This window comes from Micromonospora sp. LOL_014 (assembly GCF_048060245.1).
Classification (GTDB): Bacteria; Actinomycetota; Actinomycetes; order Mycobacteriales; family Micromonosporaceae; genus Micromonospora_E.
Window position 1 is genome coordinate 161,851 of record NZ_JBHMIP010000010.1, and the last position, 20,842, is coordinate 182,692.

Sequence of the window (20,842 nt, forward strand, 5' to 3'; positions counted from 1 at the left end):
GTGACGTCGTTAGGAGTGACGACAGGTGAACGATCCGCACGGTGCACGGTTGCAGATTGACTGGGCTCGCTGTGACGGTCGGGGTCTCTGCATCGAGCTGCTGCCCGAGCTGCTGATCCGTGACGACTGGGGCTTTCCGATCTCCCGGGACGGCAGCCGGGAGCCGGCGGTGCCTGCGGAGCTGCGCCGGCACGCCGACCGTGCCGTGGCGAACTGCCCGGAGCTCGCGTTGCGGTTGACCTCCGCCCAGCCGGCGCGTCGGCGACCCTGACCGGTTCTGCCGTCGGCGCCGCTGACCGCGTGCCGCTGTCGCCGCGCTGACCCACACGTACCGCCGCCGTCCTTCCCTGGTCGACAGGCGTCTAGCATGGGCAGGCCTCGTCGGTCGCGGCGTGGCGAGCAAGCCAAGGACACGACCTTGACATCTTCCTCTGCTGAAGCGGGGAGATTCGACTCTCACGGGTCGAATCTCCTGCCGTCACCGGAAAGGCAACGTGGACGTCGATGCGCTCCGGCGGCGAGTCGACTCTCCCTGCCCTGCTCCGCAGGAGTCCGTATCCTCCCCTGCCTGAAAGGCCGCAGTATCCACGGAAGGCATCTGATGACCAACGACGACGTCCGGCAGCCCTGGCTGCGCCCGGTTCTCAGCCTCGCGGAACACGCTGCGGGCGTTCGGCGCGGCGAGCTGTTCGACCGTGCCGGCTGTGTCATCGTGCCGGGCCGGCGACTCGGGCAGCTGGTAGGTGGACGTCCGCCGGGTGTTACCACCCGGCAATGGAGTGTGGCCACTCGGGCGCGGTTCGATTTCGTGGTCTGTGCTGCCGACGACTACCGTCCGGTCTTCGTGGCCGACTTCGTCGACCCCGCCGACCGGACCGCAGAGCAGCGACGCGACGAACGAATGACCGACGCCGTGTGCGAAGCGGTGGGCCTGGCGGTGCTGCGGGTCGAGTCGGCGGCGTTGACGGCGACCGGTCCGGGCCGGCGGGTGGTGGAGTACGTGCTCGACGCACGAACGTTCCAGCAGAGCGCGGCCGGGTTGTGGTCCGGCGAGATCGTCGGGGAAATCAGCTACCGGGACATCGTCGGCCGGTTGCCAGACGGTCGGACCGGCCGGGTCAATGATCTGGGCGCGGTGGCCCGCGTCCGGGCAGTGGAGGCCTTCGTCAGCCGGCAGCTGTCCGATCCGCTCCTACGTGGCCTGCACCTCGAATGGAAGGACGGCGGCGCAGAGGGCTGGGCCTGGCTGACTGCCGGCGAGGGTGGGCTGCTGTTCGAAAGGGTACGGATCTGGCCGCACCGGCTGCACTTCGGGATAGCGCCCGGACGATTCGCTGAAGACCTGGCGGCGGCGGCCGTCGGGGAGCGGTTGACGACACTGGAACTCAGTGAGCCGCAGTTGTGTAAGCGTCACGAGCTGGCCGGCGAGTTGCGGGCCTTGCTGTCCCGCCGTGCCGAGATGAGTGGCGAGTTCGCGTTCGACCATGTGTCGTTCGACTGATCGCGTGCCTCCCGGCCATCTGGCCGATGGGGCGGTGGCGCCGGCGGATGTCCGCCCTTCCGCTGGACAAAATCGTCCGGCGGTGCCGCCGGCGCCGATAACCTAGCTGCCCGAGTGACGCGTGGGCAACTCTGCCGGGAATGTGACCGACGGGTGGTCAGCCCTTGTGGTACGCGGCGATCACGTTTGCCGGGATGCGGCCGCGTTCGGAGACCGGGTAGCCGTTCTTAGCTGCCCATTCGCGGATGGCGCGGTTCTGCTCGCGGTCGGAGCGGGCCGGCGCGGCCGAGTAGCTCCCGCGGCCGCCCCGGCCGCCGGCGCTGCTGCGGCTCACCCGGGTGCCGGCGGCGATGTACGTGTCCAGGGCTTTGCGCAGCTTGCCGGCGTTCTTCTCGGACAGATCTATGGTGTAAGTGACACCGTCCAGCGAGAACTCGACCGTCCGGTCGGCCTCGCTGCCGTCGAGGTCGTCGGTCAGCAGAGTAATGACTTTCTTGGCCACAGATGCTCACTCCTCGGGATACGGCCGTGTTCGGAATTGAGTCTGACGCATTGGCCATCGATTCCGCAACACTTCGGCCATTGTCGGTGGTCAGGCGGTCGGCGTTCGCCGGCTCCGGATCTCGATCCGGACACCATTTGGCGCTGGCCAGGGGGCGGTCGGTCGAGGAAAACCGGCATCCGGGCGCGGGGGTCAATGCCTGCCCGGCGGGGTCACTGATCATCTGGTCCGCCGGCACTGGCCGCCCACACCACGTGGGATGGCCCACAATCCATTACCGAACCGACGGCAGCTCTCTAGGATAGAGGAGCAGTGACGATCGCCTGGTTCAGGCGACGACCGCAGGAGCGGTGAGCATCCGGTTCGGATGCTCGGTAGCTGCCGTTTGATGGACGTGGGTGCCGGCTGCGGTGATCACCGCAGCCGGCGCTCATGTGCGATCCCTGCCGTCGAATTGCGCGGACAGCGGTCGGCCCCGCTGAGTTCACTCAGCGGGGCCGTGACGGTCGACCGACCCGGGTGGGTCAGCGGAGCCAGGCGTTGCGCCGTACCAGCGGCAGGTTCCGCCACCAGCTGGCAAGACCGTACCGAAAACCGGCGCCCGTCGCGGCCAGACCGAGCAGCACCAGGCCGTAGACTAGGTGGTCGTCCAGGAACGGGTTGGTGGCGATCGGCAGCGACGCCAGCCACATCAGGGTCAGCAACAACGAGCCGGATACTGCGGCGACCCACATTCCGACGCCGAGGATCAACGCCACGCCGATGCCGAGCAGGCCGACCATGAACAACCAGTCGGCCCAGGCCTGACCGGCCATGCCGCTGAAGAATCCGCTGAACGGGCCCTCCACGTTGCTGAGGTACCCGGTGGTCGGGGATCCGCCATTGATCCAGGCTCGCTCACTGGGGGTCGACTTGCCAAGACCGGCGAGTTTGTCGAGGAAAGCCCAGAGAAAGACGAATCCGAGGGCCAGTCTGGTCACTGCCCAGACGACCTCGCCGAACCGGGTCTCGGCTGGCGTGGCGGCGAATCCCCTGTCGGTGGTGGCTGGTGCCGGGTGTGTGGTGCCTGCCATCTCGATCCCTCCCCTGTCGTTGACCGGTGTCGGTGTCCGGCGCTCTCTCCGACACATCGATTGTCAGGGGATTTCCCGGCAGGGCGGCAGGGCCGGAAGTCCCGCCGGCCGGTGCCGGAGGTCGGTCGGGCCGGCGGCTATCAGGGGCGGCTATCCGACTGCAGCCGACCGGCGCGAGTAATCCCGGGCGTGTTCCAGCAGCTTCACCAGGACCTCCTTGCCGGACTGCCGTTGCCGGGCGTCGCAGAGCACCACCGGCACGTCCGGATCGAGGTTCAGCGCCAACTGGACCTCGCCGAGCGCGTACTGCCGGGCACCGTCGAAGCAGTTGACCGCGACGATGAACGGGGTTCCCCGCTGCTCGAAGTAGTCGATGGACGGAAAACAGTCGGCCAGCCGCCGGGTATCGGCGAGAACCACTGCTCCGAGCGCGCCCGTCGCGAGCTCGTCCCAGACGAAGAGGAAGCGCTCCTGGCCGGGGGTGCCGAACAGGTAGAGAACCAGGTCCTCGCTGAGGGTGATTCGGCCGAAGTCCATCGCCACCGTGGTGGTGGACTTCTCCTCCACGCCGGAGACGTCGTCGACGGCGACCCCGACCTCGGTGAGCAGTTCCTCGGTGCGCAGTGGCCGGGTTTCACTGACCGAACCGACCAGGGTCGTCTTGCCCACCCCGAAGCCGCCGGCGATGAGCACCTTCACCGCGGTCGGCGCGATCGGCCTGGTGCCGGCCGGATCAGAGCGCTCGTAGTCCATTGATAACCGCCTCGAATACGCTGTCGTCAGTCGGGTTCGACGCCGAACGGGGTTCCTGTACCTCGACCAGTGCGTGTTCGAGCAGGTCGCCGAGGAGGACTCGGACGGTGCCGAGGGGCAGATCCAGGTAGGCCGCGACCTCGGCCACCGACAGCGGCTCGCGGCAGCGGTCCAGGATCGCCAGGTGCTCCGGGCCGAGACCGGCTTCCCCCGGTGGGGTCCGTGGCCTGGCCAGCACCAACGAGATGAGGTCGAACCGGCCGCGGCGTGGCCGGGTGCGGCCGCCGGTCATCGCGTACGGCCGGACCACCGGCCCGGCGTGGTCGTCGATCCACCGGTCCTCACCGGATTCGTCGGACTGGCTCATCGTCGCCGGGTCACTTCTCTGTGTGGTTCTCGGCCGGGCGGGTGCGGGAGGCCAGGTACTTGCCGGCCCTGGTCACCAGCATCGCCATCTCGTAGGCGATCAGTCCCACGTCGGTCTCCTCGCTGGCCAGTACGGCGAGACAGGCACCATGCCCGGCCGCCGTGACGAACAGGAACGAGGACTCCATCTCGATGATGGTCTGTCGTACCGGTCCACCATGGAACCGTTTGCCGGCGCCGCGGGCGAGGCTCTGGATTCCGGCGGCCAGTGCTGCGAGGTGCTCGCCGTCGTCGCGTCCCAGGCCGGCCGAGGCGGCCATCAACAGGCCGTCCACGGAAAGCACGATCGCATGCTCGGCCTGCTTGACCCGACCGACCAGATCGTCGAGCAACCAGGTGAGGTCCGCGATCGAGGCGGTCTGCTGCATCAGTGGTTCTCCTGTTCGTGCCAGCCCTAGCGCTGAGGCTCACGCCGATGGTGGGTTCCGGTCGTCGCTGACCGGTGCGGTGGCCGGTGACTGTCCTTGCGGCGCCGTCGCAGAGTCCTCGGGCGGCGGCGCGTCGGGCAGTCGTGCCGCGTCCGATCGACCTTGCCTCGTTCCGCTCTGGTATGCGCTCATCATCCGTAGTACCTGCTCGGCCGGGCGGGCAGGGGGATCGGCCGGCTCGCCGTCCGGGTGCCGGTCCCGCTGCGACCTGTCGGGCCGGTTCGCACCCGGTCCACCGGCGGATCCGGCGGCTGCGGAGCGTACCCGGACCGGTAGCCCGGACGGGGTGTACGTCGAGGTGTGTGGCCCGGCTGGCGGGGCGGCCCGGACGCGGTCAGGCTGGGGCTCGGGCTCCGCCGGCCCGGCCGGACGTCCCGCCGGTGCGGCCGTCGCCGGTGTGTCGCCGTCCGGTGCCGGTCCGGGCTCGGAGCGGGCGGTGGCGGCCACCGGGGCGACCGCCCGCACGGTGGAATGCCGCTCGGCGGCCCGACCCGGGCCGGCTGCGGCCGCCAAGGGCAGCGTATCGATGGTGTCGGAGGTAGCAGGCACCGTCGCTGGGAGCCGGCCGCTGGAGCGCAGATCCGGGTCGGTGGCTTCGTCGCCCGGCACCACCAGTTCCCGTGGGATCAGCACGACAGCGGTGGATCCGCCGTACGGCGACTCCTTCAGGTGCACCCGGATGCCGGTGCGTTCGGTCAGCCGGCTGACCACGAACAGGCCGAGCCGGACCGTGCTGGACAACCGGAACTCCGGATGCTCGGTGATCCGTTCGTTTGCGGCGGCTCGCTCGTCGTCGCTCATGCCCAGCCCGCGGTCCTCGATCTCCACCACGTAGCCGTTGGCGACGAACTGTCCCTTGACCTGGACGGTGGTGTGCGGCGGGGAGAACGACAACGCGTTCTCGATGAGTTCGGCGAGCAGGTGGATCACGTCGGCGACGGCCCGGCCGGCCAACGAGACCTGCCCGATCGGAGCGACGGTCACCCGGGTGTAGTCCTCGACCTCGGCGATGGCACCCCGGACTACGTCCACCATCGGCACGTCGCGGCGCCAGGTCCGGCCGGGGGTCGAGCCGGAGAGCACGATCAGATTCTCTGCGTTGCGCCGCATCCGGGTGGCCAGGTGGTCGACCCGGAAGAGCTCCTCCAACTTGTCCGCGTCCTCCTCCCGGCGTTCCATCGAGTCGAGCAGGGTGAGCTGCCGGTGGACCAGCGCCTGGGTCCGGCGGGCCAGGCTGAGGAACACGTCGCGTACGCTGCGCCGCAGCTCGGCCTGTTCCACGGCGGTGCGCACGGCGGTTTCCTGCACCCGGTTGAACGCGCGGCCCACTTGCCCGATCTCGTCGTTGCCGAACTCCAGCGGCGGTGCCTCGGCCGCCACGTCGACCTCCTCGCCCCGGCCGAGCCGGTCGACCACGCCCGGCAGCCGATCCTCGGCCAGCCGGTGCGCCGCGTCCCGGAGCCGTTCGAGCTGGGCGACGATCGCCCGCGCGGTGGTGATCGACATGATGATCGACGCGACGACCGCGAGCATGCCGAGACCGGCCGCGAGTAGCAGCCGGAGCAGTACCAGCAGGGCCACCGGCACGGCTCGGTCGACGAGGTCGTCGCCGCCGGCCAGCACGATCGTGCGTAGATCGGACATGGTCGTGTCGGTCGCGGGCCGCCACTGCGCCTCGGTCAACGGTGCCGACGAGGAGGACGGCCCGCTCGCGACGATCCGCTGCTGAGCGTTCCGGAAACGTTTGTAGCTGTCGCTGTCGACCAGTTCCGCGTACCGGGCCCGGTCCGGTTCCGGCAGGTTCACCACGGTGGCGTTGACGAGGAATTCCTGTGCGCCGACCAGCTGTACGAACCGGGTGTGCTCGGCCGCGGTGAACCGCTTCGCGACGATCACACCGGCGATCAGCGCATCCTGCTGGGCGACCAGTTCCTGACTCCGGTTGAGATCGGTCAGGGTCGCCGTGTCGTCGGCGATGTCGCGTTCGTCGAGATTGCCCAGCGCACCGAACAGTTGGAAGAACGCGGCGATCGTGTTGGTGTAGTCCTCGTGTGCGCTGCCCCGGTCGACTTCCCGTGCCTCGACGGCGTCGCGGGTGACACGCAGCTCGGTCAGCCACTGCACGGTGTCGGCGACCTGCTGTTCCAGCTCGGCGCCGGCCGCGAGGTCCGCCCACCAGTGCTGGGCGGATGCCCGGAATTCGTCCGCGAGCCGTTCGTTCGCCTCGCGCAGCTCGACCAGTTCGCTGCGGCGTTCGTCGGTCGGCCCGGCCAGGTATGCCATCGCCAGGCGCCGCTCGGACTGCAGCCCGAGCAGCAGCGGCTCGCTCGGCTGGTAGATCTGGCTGTCGTAGGTCTGCACCCACAATAAATTCAGGCCGTCGCGCAGGGTCACCCATGCGGCGAATGCCCACAGCGCGCTGAGCGACAGCAGCAGCGCGACAATCTTGGTACGCAGGTGAAATCCGCGTGACACCATTACACCGTCCCCGGCCTGACCTGCGAATGTCTCGTCATCTGCCTGCTACTCCTGGCCGTACATGCGCGGACCGCGCCGCGCCTGTTCATGAGCGCATGGGCACGGCGCACGCTAGCAGCGTCGCGGTCCGGTGCTCAAGCGTGCCTGTTGGAGCCGGTGACGCGTGCCCGGTGAACGAGTTTGCCGGCGGCCACGATCTCTGCCGCGACCACTGTGATCGGTTGGTAGAGGTCCTTGTCGTGCCAGAGGGCCGGCCCCTGGTCGGCGGTGGACGGTACGAGATGGGCGGCACCCCGGCGGGCGGCCCGTAGCATCCGGTCACTGGGCGGGTCGGTGGTGGCGAGCAGGATCCGTACCGCGTACGCGGTCTCTTCGGCGGTGCCGTGCCAGCGCCCCCAGGAGCCGTCCGGCCGTTGGGTACGCAGCACCCAGTCCACCGCCCGCAGCACGGCGGCTGCCGGCCGGGCCCCGGTGCCGGCGGCGGACAACGCCAACGCGCAGGCGGCGGTCGCGTAGTACGGCGAGGCGTGCCAGCGGTCCTGCCAGGAGCCGTCGGGTTGCTGCTGGTCGCACAGCCAGGTGCTGATCGACCGGCGGAGTACATCCAGGTCGGCGGCGCGCCGGCCACCCCCGACCGCCTGAAGGGTGTCGAGGGCGTGCGCGTTGGTGGTCACCGAGGCGCCGTCCTCACCCGGCCAGGTGGCAATGTGGTCGCCGGCCCGGAAATCGAGCAGCACCGCCGGATCGGCTGGCTGTCCGAGCAGCGCCAGACAGTGCAGGACCACGGCGGTGGTGTCGGCGTCCGGCGGCAGGCCCGCCCCGGTCGCCGCACCGGCCGGGGTGAGCGCCGCACGCAGGGATCCCGGCAGTTCGGGCGGCACCAGCATGGCGACGTCGGCGCGCAGCAGGGTGGTCAGGGCCCAAGCCCGCTCGAACACGGCGACGGGCGTGGCACACGGCACCGGACCGTCGTGTTCGCGTACCACCGTTTCCAGGTAGCGGCGCGCGGGCACCGGGTCGATTTCGGTGCGGATCGGGTCGATGGTGGCGAGCCAGGCCGCGGTGGCGGCCGGCGAACCGCCGACCGTGCCGGCCCGTCGGCCCGTCCCGGATCCCGTGAGCGGGTGTGCCGGCACGGGCGCCACCACTGGACGGCTCAGCGGCGCCGCCTGGTGGGCGAAGGTCTCGTACGCGTGCAGCAGCTTTGTCGGCACCGGCCGGCCACCGGCGGACAGCCGGCGTACCGCGTCCAGCCGGCCGGAGTCGAGTTCACCCCGCAGCCGTAGTAGGGCGTCGGGCGCCGGGTCGTTCGCGGGCGGGTCGGGGCGGTGCCGTAGCCGTTGGTTGATCCGGTCGACCAGCGCCGGCACGATCAGGTCGACGGCGGGGGTGTCGGGCAGTGTCCCGCCGGTCGTCGCGGCGAGGATCCGGTGCGCGGCGGTCAGCCCCCGCATCGTCGCGTCGGGCAGCGGCGTGGCGGTGGACCGGACCGCCGCCGGTACGGCCGCGACGCCGAGCAGCGCCTCGACGGCGCTCAACGTCGGGACCAGCGCGTAGCCGCCCGGACCGCCCCAGCTGCCGTCCGGCTGCTGGCTGGCCAGCAGATGTCGCACCCGAGTCCGGTGCCCGGTCAGCCAGGGGGCGAGGCTGACCAGGCGGGCTGTCTCGTAGACGGAGACGTCGGTGTGGCCCCAGGGCTGACCGGGCAGCCGGTCCACGACTTCCTGCGCGGCCCGGTCCCAACTGTCTGTGACGGGGCCGGCGTACCGTCGGGCACGGCCTGGGACCGGGCCGGTCGTGGCGGGCCCGCCACTGGGCGCGGCCCGGCTTCCGGTGACCGTCACAGCTCGCCCCAGAAGTCGGTGACCCGGTAGAAGCCGCTGGTGTATCCCAGCTGCCGGGACAGGTAGGCGGCCTGGTTGGGGCAGCGGATCTCCAACGGCCGCAGCAGGTCGCGACACCGGTCCACCAGATGTCCGATCTGGTCCTCCACGACACCCCGGTCGGCGGTCACCAGCAGCGCGTTGAGGTCACCCCAGGTGGTGTCCCGCCTGATCGAGGCGAGGTCGTTGACCAGTCGGAGCACCCGCTGCACCTCCCGACTGACGGTGATCAGCTCGGTCAGGTGCGCGAGCGTCGGGCCGTCACCCAGACGCAGCCAGTGCGTCGCGTTGACGAAGGTCGATCCAAAGTTGTCGGCGTTGTCGAGGTAGTCGGCGAAGGTCGGGCCGGCTTCCGCCGGGGCGGTGCGGCGGGCCGCCTTCCACCGCCATTCCCGGTGCATGGCGGTGAGCGTCCGGTCCAGCTCGGCCCACCAGCGGTCCCGTCGGGCGGCGAAGGCGGGTGCCTGGTCGAGTTCGGCGACGAGGTCGGCGAGGAATCGGCCGAGTTCGTCGTCGGGTCCGGCCGCGGCGCCGTGCGCCACCGCACGGCACCGGTCGACGAGGGCGACGATCTCGTCGTCAGTCGTGGCCCGGTAGTCGATCAACCAGTCGGCGGCGAACACCCACAGCGCGGCCCGGTTGGCCAGCCGTAGCTGCTCCGGGGTGCACCAGGGCGCGGCGAACGCGGTGGCCAGCGAGATCGCGGCGCTGACCGCCGGGTCGAACGGGCGGGCCGGGAACAGACCGGGGTAGGCCCGGGTGTGTTCAGCCAGGTCACGCTGACCGTGGATCGCGATCGCGCAGATCCGGCCGTTCTCGGCCGCGCTGTGCAGGTTCGCTGCGGCCGATGAGGACATCGAGTGCATCAGACCGTCCGGGAGAGGGCAGCAGGTTCCATCCGGACCCGTACCGGTGCGTCGGTCCGTACCGACGCACCGGCCTGCGGCGTGGGCAGCCGTCCGTCCGTCACCCGCACCCGGAACCGGCTGAGGACCGTGGCGACGATCAGCGACGCCTCCAGGTAGAACAGGTGCTGGCCGAGGCACTGGTGCGGCCCGCCGCCGAACGGGAAGTGAGCGTACCGCTGCCGGCGCCGTGCCGCCGCCGACGGACCGGTACCGGGGTCTTCCGTACCGTCGGGGTCGAACCGGTCGGGGTCGAACCGCTCCGGGTCCGGCCAGACCGTGGGCAACCGGTGGGTCAGGTACGGGCTCGCCACCAGTTGCGCGCCCGCCTCGATGCGGACCCCGTCGATCACGTCGGCGGCGAGCGCGGTACGTGGGATCAGCCAGGCCACCGGGTACAGCCGCAGCAACTCGTCCAGCACCATCCGGGTGTAGCGCAGCCGGGGCAGGTGGTCGCGGCGGACCGGTCCGCCGCCGACCACCTCGTCGATCTCCCGCTGCAGCCGGTCGGCGACCGCCGGGAGGCGGTGCAGCAGCGGCCAGAGCCAGGTCAGTACGCCGTAGGTGGTTTCGGTGCTGGTGGCGAACATGGCCACCGTGTCGTTGCGGATCTGCGCCTCGTCGAAGGCCCGGCCGTCACGGTCGCGGGCCCGGACCAGGGTCCCGACGACGTCGTCGGTGTCGTCGCCGTCGGCCCGGGCCTGTCGTACCACCGGCAGCACGATCTCGTCGATGGTCCGTACGGCCTGACGGAACGCGCGGTCGCGGGGCAGCGGGACCGAGTTGGGCACGAATGGCAGGAGCAGCCTCGGCAGTACGGCGGTGGCGATGGTGTCCTGGGCTGCGGCGATCCGCAGCGCCTGATCGGTGGTGAACCGGTCGGCGAACATGACCCGGACGATGGCGCGGCAGACCAGCCGGGCCAGTTCGGCGCCGATGTCGACGGTGTGTCCGTGCCGGGCCGCGTCGGCCAGCGGCCCGGTCGCGTCCGCGATCGCCGTGGCCAGGTCGTCGGTGAGGGCGTCCAGCCGTCGTGCGGTGAACAGCGGCTGCAGCGTACGGCGGCTGTCCGACCAGACCGGACCTTCGCTGAGGATGCCGTCGCCGAACAACCGCAGGATGGGCCGCCAGAGCAGGCCACGGCCGTCGCGCAGGTAGTTGGTCGCGTTGTCCCGCAGCACGTGCGCCACCTGAGCGGGATCACTGACCAGGTAGAGCCGGGCCGGTCCGGCGGACAGCCGGACGATGCCGCCGTCGGCGTCGGCGGTGAGCCCGACGAGGGTCCGCAGCGGGTCGCGGACCAGCCCGGGCAGGACGCGTAGCGCCGCGACCGGACGCATCGGGGCGGAAGAGGCACCCGGTCGGGGTGTTCGACCCGTCATGCTGTCACCCTGCACACGATCTCCGTTCCGCCACCTGACCGCAGGGGTCCACCGGGTCGACTAGTGACTGATTGAAAGCATAGGACGACGTTCGGCTGATCATGCCATGACGAACACGGCCAATCTAGGTTCATAGATGTTAAATTCTCCCTTGGTGCGCACACTTTTCGGCGCGCCAGCCGTCCGGTCGTCTGCGCCGGCATTCGACATGGCCTGGTGTGGTATGAGTGCACGGTGACCCAGACGCAGCCCGGCACCGGTGCCGACGACCCGAAGCCGAGCCCCCGACGGGCGTCCGGCTGGCCCTATCTGGTGGAGTTGATCGCACTCTGCGGGCTCGTGGTGGCCCAGCCGCTGCTCGACGTGATCGGTCGCAGCCCGGACTTCTTCTTCTTTCACGGTGCCGGACCGGCCGCCGTTCTCACCCTGGTCGCGGTGATCGTGCTGGTTCCGCCGGTGCTGTTGTGGGGTCTCGGCTGGCTGGCCGGGCTGGCCGGGGCGACGGTCCGGCGGTGGACCCATCTGGCCCAGCTCGGCGGTCTGACCGTGTTGTTCATCGTGCAGATCGGAAAGACGCTGATCGATGTGCGGGGCCCGCTGCTGGTGGTGCTCGCCGTCGTCGTCGCCACCGTGTTGCTCGCGGGGTTCGCCAGGTCGACGGTCGCCCGGCAGGTACTGCGGGTCGCCGCGGTCGGTCCGCTGGCGTTCGTGCTGCTGTTCGTCTTCGCCTCGCCGTCGTCGGCGGTGCTGCTCGGCCGGGGGGCGTCCGGCGCGCCGGTGCGCAGCATCGGTCCGCATCCGCCGGTCGTCATGATCATCCTCGATGAGTTCCCGCTGGTGTCGCTGCTCGACGAGCAGGGTGAGATCGACGCCGAGCTGGTGCCGAACTTTGCCCGGCTGGCGGCCGGCTCGACCTGGTACCGCAACGCCACCACGGTGAGCGGCAAGACCGTCAACGCGGTGCCGGCGATGCTGACCGGACGGTACCCGACCGGGGAGTTGACACCGCACTACTCACAGCACCCGGACAACCTGTTCACCCTGCTCGGACCGGCCTACCAGATCGAGGCCTGGGAGAACGTCACCCAGCTCTGCCCGCCGCAGCACTGTCGGGGACGTCCCGGGCAGGACCGGGGCAGCCTGCCGGTGATGCTGCGGGAAACCGCGGCACTGTACGGCCAGTTGATCTCCCCGGACGATTCGCTGGACGACCCGGCGGCGAGTTTCCGCGAACCGACGGTGGCCGACGACATTCGGGCCAACGACAAGTCCCCGGACGCCGGCCCCGGGTTTCGGATGAGCCGGTTGAAGGAGAACCAGCCGGCCAGGTTCACCGGGTTCCTCGATTCGCTGCAACCCCGGGACACCCCGACGCTGCACTTTCTGCACCTGCTGATGCCCCATTCGCCGTGGACCTATCTGCCGAGTGGGATGCGGTACGACGGTCCGGGCGGGCTGCCGTACGACGGACCCTGGTGGGCCCGGCTCACCCATCAGCGGCATCTGCAGCAGGTCGGCTACACGGATCTGCTGATCGGCGAGGCGTTGCGCACGCTGCGCGCGAACGGCCTCTACGACGACGCGCTGATCGTGGTGACCTCCGACCACGGCGGCAGCTTCAGCGAGGGGATCGCCGGCCGGGAGATGGACGACCAGTTCGCCGCCGCCGCCGAGCTCGCCTGGGTGCCGCTGTTCGTCAAGGAACCCGGCCAACAGGTTGGACGGATTGACGATCGTAACTGGGAGCAGGTCGACCTGCTGCCGACCGTCGCCGACCACGCCGGGGTGCAGGTGCCGTGGCGTACCGACGGCATCTCCGCGCTGCGCGGCGAACGGGAGACTACCGACAAGCGGTTCGACCCGCGACCAGGCGAGCCGGTGACGATCGACGGCCCGGTCCACTTCGCCGCCGTACGGGCGGGTGCCAGCGCCCGGCCGGTGTTCCCGCCGCTGCCGGCGGCCGACCTGATCGGCGCGGCGGTCGACGATCTGGCCGTGGTCGGCACCGGCCCGCCGGCGACCGTGACGAATCTGTCCGAGTACCAGGACGTCCGGGCGGAGCGCGGCAAGATCCCGGCGCTGGTGCACGGCACCCTGCCGGAGTCGGTGCCGGTCGGCGCCCCGCTCGCGGTCGCGCTGAACGGGCGGGTCGGCACCGTGGTTCAGGCGGCGCGCGACGGTGCCGGGCAGCTCCGGTTCGTCGGGCTGATCCCGGACGAGCGGCTGTTCGTCGCGGGCTCCAACCAGTTGGAGCTGTTCCTGGTCGTCGACCCGGCGGATCCGGTCGATGACGACCGGTCCGGTGCGGCGGCGACCGTTCGTCGCCTGCCCACCACCGGCTGATCCGAGCTGCCCGCCCACCTGCGGACGGTCCACCCGATGGATCGTGTCCAGCTCAGGCTTAGCGGAGCCGGCTGCTGGGTATGTGTCTGCCGACAGCACGCGCCGGAACCGTCGATACGGCACCAGCCAGGGTCGATGTCGGCGCGACGTGCGGGTGCCGACGCCGGACCGAAGGAGGCGACCATGGTCGGCAGGATGATCAAGCGTTGGGCGGTCGTCGCGGTCGCCGTGCCGCTGGCGGCGGCCGGGGCGCGCAAGCTCAGCTCGGTGGTGGAGTCCCGCAAGGGGCCGTCGCGCACCTCGAACCTGCTGCGGCGGGCGGGGGACGCGCTGCACCGGAACAAGCGGCACCGCTAACGGCGGCGAGCCGCGACAGGTTGCCCGGTTCGCAGCGCGGTTGGGTCCGTCGCTGCCGAACCGGGCCTCCGCCGGTCGAAGCCGGGCCTCCGCCGGCCCAGGGAACGACCGGCGGAGGCCCGAGGGTCAGGCCGGGCAGCTGCCGGCCGCCCGGCGCTTCTCGATCGCGTCGGCGGCGCCCGAGGCGTACTCGACGAGCACGCCGCCGCCCGGGTCGAACCGCCAGGTGTCCTGCACCAGCCGCAGTGAGCTGTTGCCCACGGTGTCCTCGCGGCGCCAGGTCAGGTCGACGGCCGTCTCGTCGACCGGTGTGACCTCCTGCAGCTGGAACTCGACGCCGTCCTGCACCGGGCACGTCTCGTTGGTCTCGACGAACACGTCCTCCGGAACCGACTGTTGGGCCTCGGTGGTCCACAGCCGCCAGGCACCCGACCAGTCGCCGCCAGCGATCAGGTCGAACTCCTGCTGAGCGACATTGAGCGCCTCGGCGACGTTGACCTGGATCGGCTCGCGGGTCTCGGTCGGCGTGTCGACGCCCGGGACCGACGGGGTGCCGGGGGACCCCGTCGGGGGCGGGGTGCAGCCGGCGACGAGTGTCAGGGCGGCCACCCCGACGAGTACGCTCGCGGTAGAGCGGCGCATGACTGTTCCTCCTCTCGGTGCGCCTCCGGCAGGGGACGGCTTTGGGAGCGCTACCAGAGGTCAATCTGGCAGCTTAGGCCCAGCATCAACTTTTGTCGATCACCTGCGGGTGGTCGGAGCGGTGCTGTGTATCAGGTGTGTGAAACTCTGTGAACAAGGTTGCGCGGGTGGACTCGGCTGTTTGGCTTCTCTGCCTCGCCATACGCCGGGACAGTCTCGGTGAACGGATTTCGCCTCTTGTTCACGAACGTTCAGCCTGATAGAACACGGGGTGGGCGCGTCGTGCTTCGCGGCCCGCTTCGCCGTTCGACCCGCTACCTGAACGCACAGCTACCTGAATGCAAGGTCACCCTCGCCGTTCACGACGGAGGTCTTCTCCCATGGCTGGTACCTCTCCGCGGGGCGATTCCGCCTCGCCCGCCCTCTCCCGCCGGTCGGTGCTCCAGTTCGGGGGCATCGGCGCGTTCCTGTTCGCCACCGGCGCCTGTGCCTCAGGATCGGGCACCGACGGCTCCGACGACGCCTCCCCGGGCACCTCCGCCGACACCCTGCGTATCGCCGTCTCCAGCTACCTGAGCAGCTGGGACCAGGACTTCGTCGGCTTCGACCCGGTCGCGCTCATGCTGTACAAGAACGTCTTCCCGTACATGATCGACTACGGGGTCACCGAGGTCGACGGCTCCCGGATCCTCGACACCGAGAACGTCATGGCGACCTTCGCCGAGTCGTTCGAGCCGAACGCCGACCAGACCGTCTGGACCCTCAAGCTGCGTCAGGGCGTCACCTTCGCCAGCGGCAACGAGATGACCGCCGCCGACGTCAAGTGGTCCAAGGACCGGGCGTTCGCCGCCCAGGCCAACGTCGCCGGCATCTACCGGACCATCGGCCTGACCGAGCCGGACCAGGTCACCGTGGTCGACGACTACACCGTGCAGTTCACCCAGGCGTTCCCCAGCGCGCTGACCCGGCAGATCCAGGCGATCTCGCTGTACGTCTTCGACTCCGAGGAAGCGAAGAAGCACGCCACCGACGCCGACCCGTGGGCCACCGAGTGGTTCACCAACAACGCCCCGACCGGCGGCTACTTCAACGTCGAGCGGGCCGTGCAGGGCCAGGAGATCGTGCTGACCGCCAACGAGGGCTACCCGGGCCCCGACCCGGCGCAGACCACGACCATCCGGATCTCGGTGGTCCCGGCCGCCGCCAACCAGCGGCTCCAGCTGGAAGCCGGCGACATCGACGTGGCGCTGGGCATCGGCCAGCGTGACATCGCCGATCTGAAGAACACCGACGGCGTCAAGGTCATCTCCGCGGCCAGCAACGAGCAGGTCGCCATCCAGATGTCGGTGACCACCGCGCCGTTCGACAACGTCGACGTTCGCAAGGCCCTCGCCCACGCGGTGCCGTACGACCAGATCATCAACAACGTGTACGGCGGCGACGCCCGCCCGACGAAGAGCCTGGTGCCGCTGGACATGCCCGGCTACGACGAGCGCGGCTACCCGTACGGCTACGACCCGGACGCCGCCCGCGCCGCGCTCGCCGCCGCCGGGGTCGACCAGATCAGCTCCGAGCTGGTCTACGCAACCGACAACGACACCCAGCAGCAGATTGCGGTCCTGGTGCAGAGCGAGGCCCGCAAGGTCGGCATCGAGCTGGAACTGGTCCCGCTGGACCCGGCCACCCTCGCCGAGCGGCGGCAGCAGAAGAACATCCCGCTGCAGATCACCGCCGGCCAGCTGTGGGTCAACGACGTCGAGTACATGCTGGCCACCAGCTTCGTCGAGGGTGCCAACCTCAACTACTCCAACTACGTCAACCCGGAGCTGGAGGAAATTTACGAGCGGTCGCACACCGTCGTCGACCCGGCCGAGCGCAACGAACTCTGGCTGCGGGTGCAGGAGATCCTCGCCGCCGACGTGCCCTGGGCGATCCTCTGCCAACCCAACTTCAACCTGCCGGTACGCGAGGACGTCGCCGGCTGGGTCCAGCCCATGGACGGACTGGCCCGGCTGCGCTACCTCCACGCCTCGGCCTGACCGACCCCGGCACCCACCCCTCATGCGCATCGCCCGTTTCGTCGCCCGCCGGCTGCTGCAGCTCGTACCGGTGCTGCTCGGCGTGATCGTCGCGACCTTCGTCCTGGTCCGGGTGCTCCCCGGGGACCCGATCCGGACCATCCTCGGCCCGAACGCCACCGAGGTCGAGGCCGCGGCGGCACGCGCCCGCTACGGGCTGGACCAGCCACTGTGGAAACAGTTTCTGGACTACCTGGGCGGGCTGCTCACCGGCGACCTCGGCACGTCGATCCAGAGCGGCAACGCGGTCGCCGGTGAGCTGGCCCTGCGAGTCGGTCCCACCCTGCAGCTGGTGGTGCTGGCGGTCGCCGTGGCGGTGCTCATCGCCGTGGTCGGCGGCATCTGGTCGGCGCGCCGCGCCGACCGGGCAGCCGACCACGGCATCCGGGTGCTGGCGCTGATCGGCAACTCGGTGCCGGAGTTCTGGCTCGGCCTGGTGCTGGTGCTGGTCGGATACAGCATGCTCGGCTGGTTCCCGGCCCCCAGCGGCCGGGTCGCCCCGGACACCAACCTCACCCCGATCACCGGCGCCGAGCTGGTCGACGCCGCGCTGACCGCCAACGGACCGGCGTTCACCTCCGCGCTGGCCCACCTGGCGCTGCCGGTGGCCACCCTGGCGATCGTGGTGGTCGCTCCGCTGCTGCGCAGTGTGCGCGCCTCCGCGCTGGAGGTGCTGCACTCCGAGGCATACACCGCCGCCGCCGCGCACGGGTTGCGCGACCGGCTGCTGCGCCGCGGCTACCTGGTGCGCTCCGCCCTGGTTCGGCTGCCGTCGCTGGCAGCCCTGGTCTTCGGCACCGCGATCGGGTCGACCGTGCTGATCGAGTACGTCTACTCGTGGCAGGGCTTCGGCCAGTGGGCGCTGCGCGGGCTGCTCTACCGCGACTTCCCGGTGGTGCAGGCCTCCGTGCTGCTCATCGCGGTCTGCTACGTCCTCGTCTTCCTGATCGCCGACGTGGTGCACGCGATCCTCGACCCGAGAGTGAAGATCTGATGGTTGACCTGCGCGCGGCCGGCGGACCGGCGGACAGCGCCGACGCCGCCGCCCCGGTGGTGGCCACCGGCACCGCCCGGGGCGGCCGGTTCGCCACCGTCCTGATCTCCGTCGGCGCGACGATCCTCGCCGTGGTGGCGCTGGCCGCGATCGCCGCGCCGCTGCTGTCGTCCTGGGGCCCGCAGGAAATCGACCCGGCCGGCACCCTGCTGCCGCCCGACGGCAGCCACCCGCTCGGCACCGACATCAACGGGATGGACGTGTGGAGCCGGCTGCTGCACGCCGGCCGGCTCGACCTGGGCATCGCGGTCGCCGCGGTCGCCCTCGCCGTGCTCGCCGGCACCACCCTCGGCCTGGTCGCCGGCTACTTCGGCGGCTGGATCGACGACGTGCTGATGCGGCTGCTCGACATCTTCCAGGCGTTTCCCACCTTCATCCTGGCCCTGGCGGTGGCCGCCCTGCTCGGCGGCGGCACGGTCAACCTGATCCTGACCATCGCCCTGGTCAACGCCCCCGGCTACGCCCGGCTGGTGCGGGCCGAGGTCCGCTCGGTACGCGAACTGCCGTTCATTGACGCCGCCGTCACCTCCGGCGCGTCGCACCTCGGCGTGCTCTGGCGGCACGTGCTGCCGAACAGCCTCACCCCGGTCCGGGTGATCGCCCCGCTGGGCTGCGGCTGGGCGATGCTCACCCTGGCCGGACTGTCCTTCCTCGGGCTGGGCATCTCGGTGCCGACCGCCGAATGGGGGTCGATGATCAGTCTCGGCTCACCGGACGTGGTCGCCGGCCGCTGGTGGACCTCGGTGCCGCCCGGCCTGTTCCTGCTGATCAGCGTGTTCGGCTTCAGCCTGCTCGGCGAAGGGCTGCAGGAACGCGCGGAAGCGAAACGGCGGTGACCGCGATGGACCCGACGACGATCACCCGGGACCTGCTCGCCATCGAGAACCTGTCGGTGCTGATCCGCCGGCCCGGTCGGCAGGTCGCCGCGCTCAGCGGGGTCGGCCTGCACGTCGACCGGGGCGAGGTGGTCGGCCTGGTCGGCGAGAGCGGCGGCGGCAAGTCCATGGTGGCCCGCTCGATCGTCGGCCTGCTGCCCGGCGGCGCGCAGGCCACCGGCCGGGTCCGCTTCCACGGCGGCGACGTCAGCAGTGACGCCACCGCCGACCCCGGCGGCGGGCCGGGGGACGGTGCCGGCAACACCGGCGGCCCGGTCGACGTGCTGCGGCTCGACCCGGAGCAGCTGCGCCGCCACCGCGGCCACGGCGCGGCGATCTGTTTCCAGAACCCGCGCGGCGCGCTCAGCCCCACCCGTACCGTCGGTCGGCAGTTGACCGACCGGCTCACCACCCATCAGGGGATGACCCGGCAGCAGGCCCGCCAGACGGCCCGGGAACTGTTCGCGGCGGTCGGTATCCGCAGCCCGCAGCGGCGGCTCGACGCGTACCCGCACGAACTGTCCGGCGGGATGGCGCAGCGGGTGATGATCTCCCTGGCCACCGGCTGCGCGCCCGGCCTGCTGATCGCCGACGAACCGACCACCGGCCTGGACGTCACCCTGGCCCGGGAGATCCTCCGCCAGTTCCGCCACGCGGCCGACGCCGACCGGCGCGGGGTGCTGCTCATCTCGCACGACCTGGCCTCGATCGCCGAGGTCTGCGACCGGGTGGTGGTGCTCTACGCCGGCACCGTCGTGGAGAGCGGGCCGGCGGCGCAGGTGCTGCGGGCCCCGGCCCACCCGTACACCCGGGCGCTGCTCGCCTCGGTGCCCGACGTGGACGGCCGCCCGGTCCGGGCCACCGGCGGCGGGATGCCGCTGCTGACCGCCCCGCCCGGCGACTGCCCGTTCGTCTCCCGGTGCGCGCATGCCACCGACCGCTGCGCCGCGCAGCGTCCGCCGACCGGCGCCGTGCCGGCAGCAGCGTCGGACCGCGTCGCGTCGGACCGTACTGCCGTCGGCGGTACGGCCGGTTGGACGCTGGCCTGCTTCCACCCGCAGACCGGGCCGTTGGTCACCGATCCGGCCGTCGTCGACACGTCGGTGGGCACCGCGTCGCCTGGCACCGCACCGCGGGCCGGTGCCGCCGAGCGGGCCGGTGCCGCCGAGCGGGCCGGTGCCGCCGAGCGGACGGTGCTGCGCATCGACGACGCGCATGTGGTCTACCGCAGCCGGTTCGGCCGCGGCGGGCACCACGCGCTGCGCGGCGTCGACCTGACCGTCGCCGCCGGCGAAACCCTCGGCGTGGTCGGGGAGAGCGGCTGCGGCAAGTCGACCCTGGCCAAGCTGATCCTCGGGCTGGTCGAGCCGGCCAGCGGCACCGTGGAAATCGGTGGCGCCCGGATGGCCGAGCTGCGCGGCCGGGCGCTGCGCACCCTGCGGACCCGCGCTCAGATGGTGTTCCAGGATCCGTTCGGCGCGCTCAGCCCGCGCCGCACCGTCGCGGACGCCATCGCCGAACCGCTGCGCGCGCTCGGCGTACCGGCGCCGCAGCGGGCCGAACGGGTCGGTGCCGCGCTGGACCGGATGGAGCTGGACCGGTCGATCCTCGCCCGCCGCCCGCATGAACTTTCCGGCGGGCAGGCGCAGCGGGTCGGCATCGCCCGTGCCCTGGTCGGCGACCCCGACCTGATCGTCTTCGACGAGCCGACGTCGGCGCTGGACGTCACCGTGCAGGCGCAGATCCTCGAAGTGATCCGCGACGTCGCCGCCGACCGGGACCGGGGCAGCGTGTTCATCTCCCACGACCTGGCCACGGTACGCGGCTTCGCCGACCGGGTGATCGTGCTCTACCTGGGCCGGATCGTCGAGGAAGGACCGGTCGACGAAGTCTTCACCAGCCCGGCGCACCCGTACACCCGGGCGTTGCTGTCCAGCGCGCCGAGTCTCGGCGCCGGGTTCGGCGGCGGCCGGGTCGACCTGCTCAAGGACCTCGACGAGACCGACGCCGCCGCCGGCTGTCCGCTCGCCGCCCGCTGCCCGTTCGTCACCGGCCGGTGCCGCACAGAGGAACAGCAGCTGCTGCCGTACGGGCGCAGCCGGGCGGCCTGCTGGCGGGCCCCGGAGATCCCCGACCTGCTGACCGCATCCGAAAGGTGACCT

At 71.0% G+C, this 20,842-nt stretch carries 18 protein-coding genes; 8 read left to right on the top strand and 10 right to left on the bottom strand.

Annotated elements, in window-relative coordinates; translation table 11 throughout:
- Nucleotides 1–25: 25 nt before the first annotated feature.
- Both ACFHW1_RS11570 and ACFHW1_RS11575 read left to right on the top strand, forming a co-directional pair.
- A complete protein-coding gene (locus tag ACFHW1_RS11570) occupies nucleotides 26–271 on the top strand; it encodes a ferredoxin (protein WP_416554269.1) in 246 nt (81 codons plus the stop codon).
- A 330-nt stretch (nucleotides 272–601) separates the two neighbouring features.
- Nucleotides 602–1,501: a DUF2726 domain-containing protein gene (locus tag ACFHW1_RS11575; protein ID WP_416554271.1), complete on the top strand. Its 900-nt coding sequence runs from the start codon at nucleotides 602–604 to the stop codon at nucleotides 1,499–1,501.
- 157 nt (nucleotides 1,502–1,658) lie between these two features.
- Here the strand turns inward: ACFHW1_RS11575 and ACFHW1_RS11580 are convergent, their stop codons facing one another.
- From ACFHW1_RS11580 to ACFHW1_RS11620, 9 genes are all read right to left on the bottom strand, one after another.
- The gene (locus ACFHW1_RS11580) at nucleotides 1,659–2,003 is read right to left on the bottom strand and encodes a histone-like nucleoid-structuring protein Lsr2 (RefSeq protein WP_282230225.1); all 345 of its coding nucleotides are present in this window, start codon (nucleotides 2,001–2,003) and stop codon (nucleotides 1,659–1,661) included.
- A 524-nt stretch (nucleotides 2,004–2,527) separates the two neighbouring features.
- Nucleotides 2,528–3,076, bottom strand: coding sequence for a hypothetical protein (locus ACFHW1_RS11585; protein WP_416554273.1), 549 nt, complete (start codon nucleotides 3,074–3,076; stop codon nucleotides 2,528–2,530).
- Nucleotides 3,077–3,226: 150 nt separating this feature from the next.
- A complete protein-coding gene (locus tag ACFHW1_RS11590; RefSeq protein ID WP_416554275.1) occupies nucleotides 3,227–3,829 on the bottom strand; it encodes a GTP-binding protein in 603 nt (200 codons plus the stop codon).
- Nucleotides 3,810–4,196 (bottom strand): DUF742 domain-containing protein, encoded by a 387-nt coding sequence (locus ACFHW1_RS11595; protein WP_123600961.1) that lies wholly within the window; start codon nucleotides 4,194–4,196, stop codon nucleotides 3,810–3,812. The genes ACFHW1_RS11590 and ACFHW1_RS11595 overlap by 20 nt, the downstream gene beginning before the upstream one ends.
- A gap of 10 nt (nucleotides 4,197–4,206) precedes the next feature.
- Nucleotides 4,207–4,623: a roadblock/LC7 domain-containing protein gene (locus ACFHW1_RS11600; RefSeq protein WP_416554277.1), complete on the bottom strand. Its 417-nt coding sequence runs from the start codon at nucleotides 4,621–4,623 to the stop codon at nucleotides 4,207–4,209.
- 39 nt (nucleotides 4,624–4,662) lie between these two features.
- Nucleotides 4,663–7,161, bottom strand: coding sequence for a nitrate- and nitrite sensing domain-containing protein (locus ACFHW1_RS11605; RefSeq protein ID WP_416554279.1), 2,499 nt, complete (start codon nucleotides 7,159–7,161; stop codon nucleotides 4,663–4,665).
- Nucleotides 7,162–7,295: 134 nt separating this feature from the next.
- A complete protein-coding gene (locus tag ACFHW1_RS11610; protein WP_416615372.1) occupies nucleotides 7,296–8,879 on the bottom strand; it encodes a prenyltransferase/squalene oxidase repeat-containing protein in 1,584 nt (527 codons plus the stop codon).
- 122 nt (nucleotides 8,880–9,001) lie between these two features.
- Nucleotides 9,002–9,901, bottom strand: coding sequence for a terpene synthase family protein (locus ACFHW1_RS11615; protein WP_416554283.1), 900 nt, complete (start codon nucleotides 9,899–9,901; stop codon nucleotides 9,002–9,004).
- A gap of 8 nt (nucleotides 9,902–9,909) precedes the next feature.
- Complete coding sequence (locus ACFHW1_RS11620) at nucleotides 9,910–11,331, bottom strand: cytochrome P450 (protein WP_416554285.1); 1,422 nt, start codon at nucleotides 11,329–11,331, stop codon at nucleotides 9,910–9,912.
- A 234-nt stretch (nucleotides 11,332–11,565) separates the two neighbouring features.
- On the opposite strand from ACFHW1_RS11620, the gene ACFHW1_RS11625 reads away from it, so the two are divergent.
- Together ACFHW1_RS11625 and ACFHW1_RS11630 are read left to right on the top strand one after the other, a co-directional pair.
- Nucleotides 11,566–13,674 (top strand): sulfatase-like hydrolase/transferase, encoded by a 2,109-nt coding sequence (locus ACFHW1_RS11625; RefSeq protein ID WP_416554287.1) that lies wholly within the window; start codon nucleotides 11,566–11,568, stop codon nucleotides 13,672–13,674.
- A gap of 183 nt (nucleotides 13,675–13,857) precedes the next feature.
- A complete protein-coding gene (locus tag ACFHW1_RS11630) occupies nucleotides 13,858–14,031 on the top strand; it encodes a hypothetical protein (protein ID WP_416554289.1) in 174 nt (57 codons plus the stop codon).
- A 126-nt stretch (nucleotides 14,032–14,157) separates the two neighbouring features.
- Here ACFHW1_RS11630 and ACFHW1_RS11635 read toward each other — a convergent pair whose 3' ends face one another.
- Nucleotides 14,158–14,673, bottom strand: a complete 516-nt coding sequence (locus tag ACFHW1_RS11635; protein WP_416554291.1) for a hypothetical protein — start codon at nucleotides 14,671–14,673, stop codon at nucleotides 14,158–14,160.
- 380 nt (nucleotides 14,674–15,053) lie between these two features.
- On the opposite strand from ACFHW1_RS11635, the gene ACFHW1_RS11640 reads away from it, so the two are divergent.
- From ACFHW1_RS11640 to ACFHW1_RS11655, 4 genes are read left to right on the top strand one after another with little or no spacing between them, the layout of a single operon-like run.
- On the top strand, nucleotides 15,054–16,712 hold the full coding sequence (locus tag ACFHW1_RS11640; protein ID WP_416554293.1) for an ABC transporter substrate-binding protein: 1,659 nt from the start codon (nucleotides 15,054–15,056) through the stop codon (nucleotides 16,710–16,712).
- 22 nt (nucleotides 16,713–16,734) lie between these two features.
- On the top strand, nucleotides 16,735–17,745 hold the full coding sequence (locus ACFHW1_RS11645; protein ID WP_416590836.1) for an ABC transporter permease: 1,011 nt from the start codon (nucleotides 16,735–16,737) through the stop codon (nucleotides 17,743–17,745).
- Entirely contained in the window at nucleotides 17,745–18,641 is an 897-nt protein-coding gene (locus ACFHW1_RS11650) for an ABC transporter permease (RefSeq protein ID WP_416554297.1), read from the top strand. Before ACFHW1_RS11645 ends, ACFHW1_RS11650 begins: the two co-directional genes overlap by 1 nt.
- Nucleotides 18,642–18,646: 5 nt before the next feature.
- Nucleotides 18,647–20,839, top strand: a complete 2,193-nt coding sequence (locus ACFHW1_RS11655) for a dipeptide ABC transporter ATP-binding protein (protein WP_416615374.1) — start codon at nucleotides 18,647–18,649, stop codon at nucleotides 20,837–20,839.
- Nucleotides 20,840–20,842 lie beyond the last annotated feature (3 nt).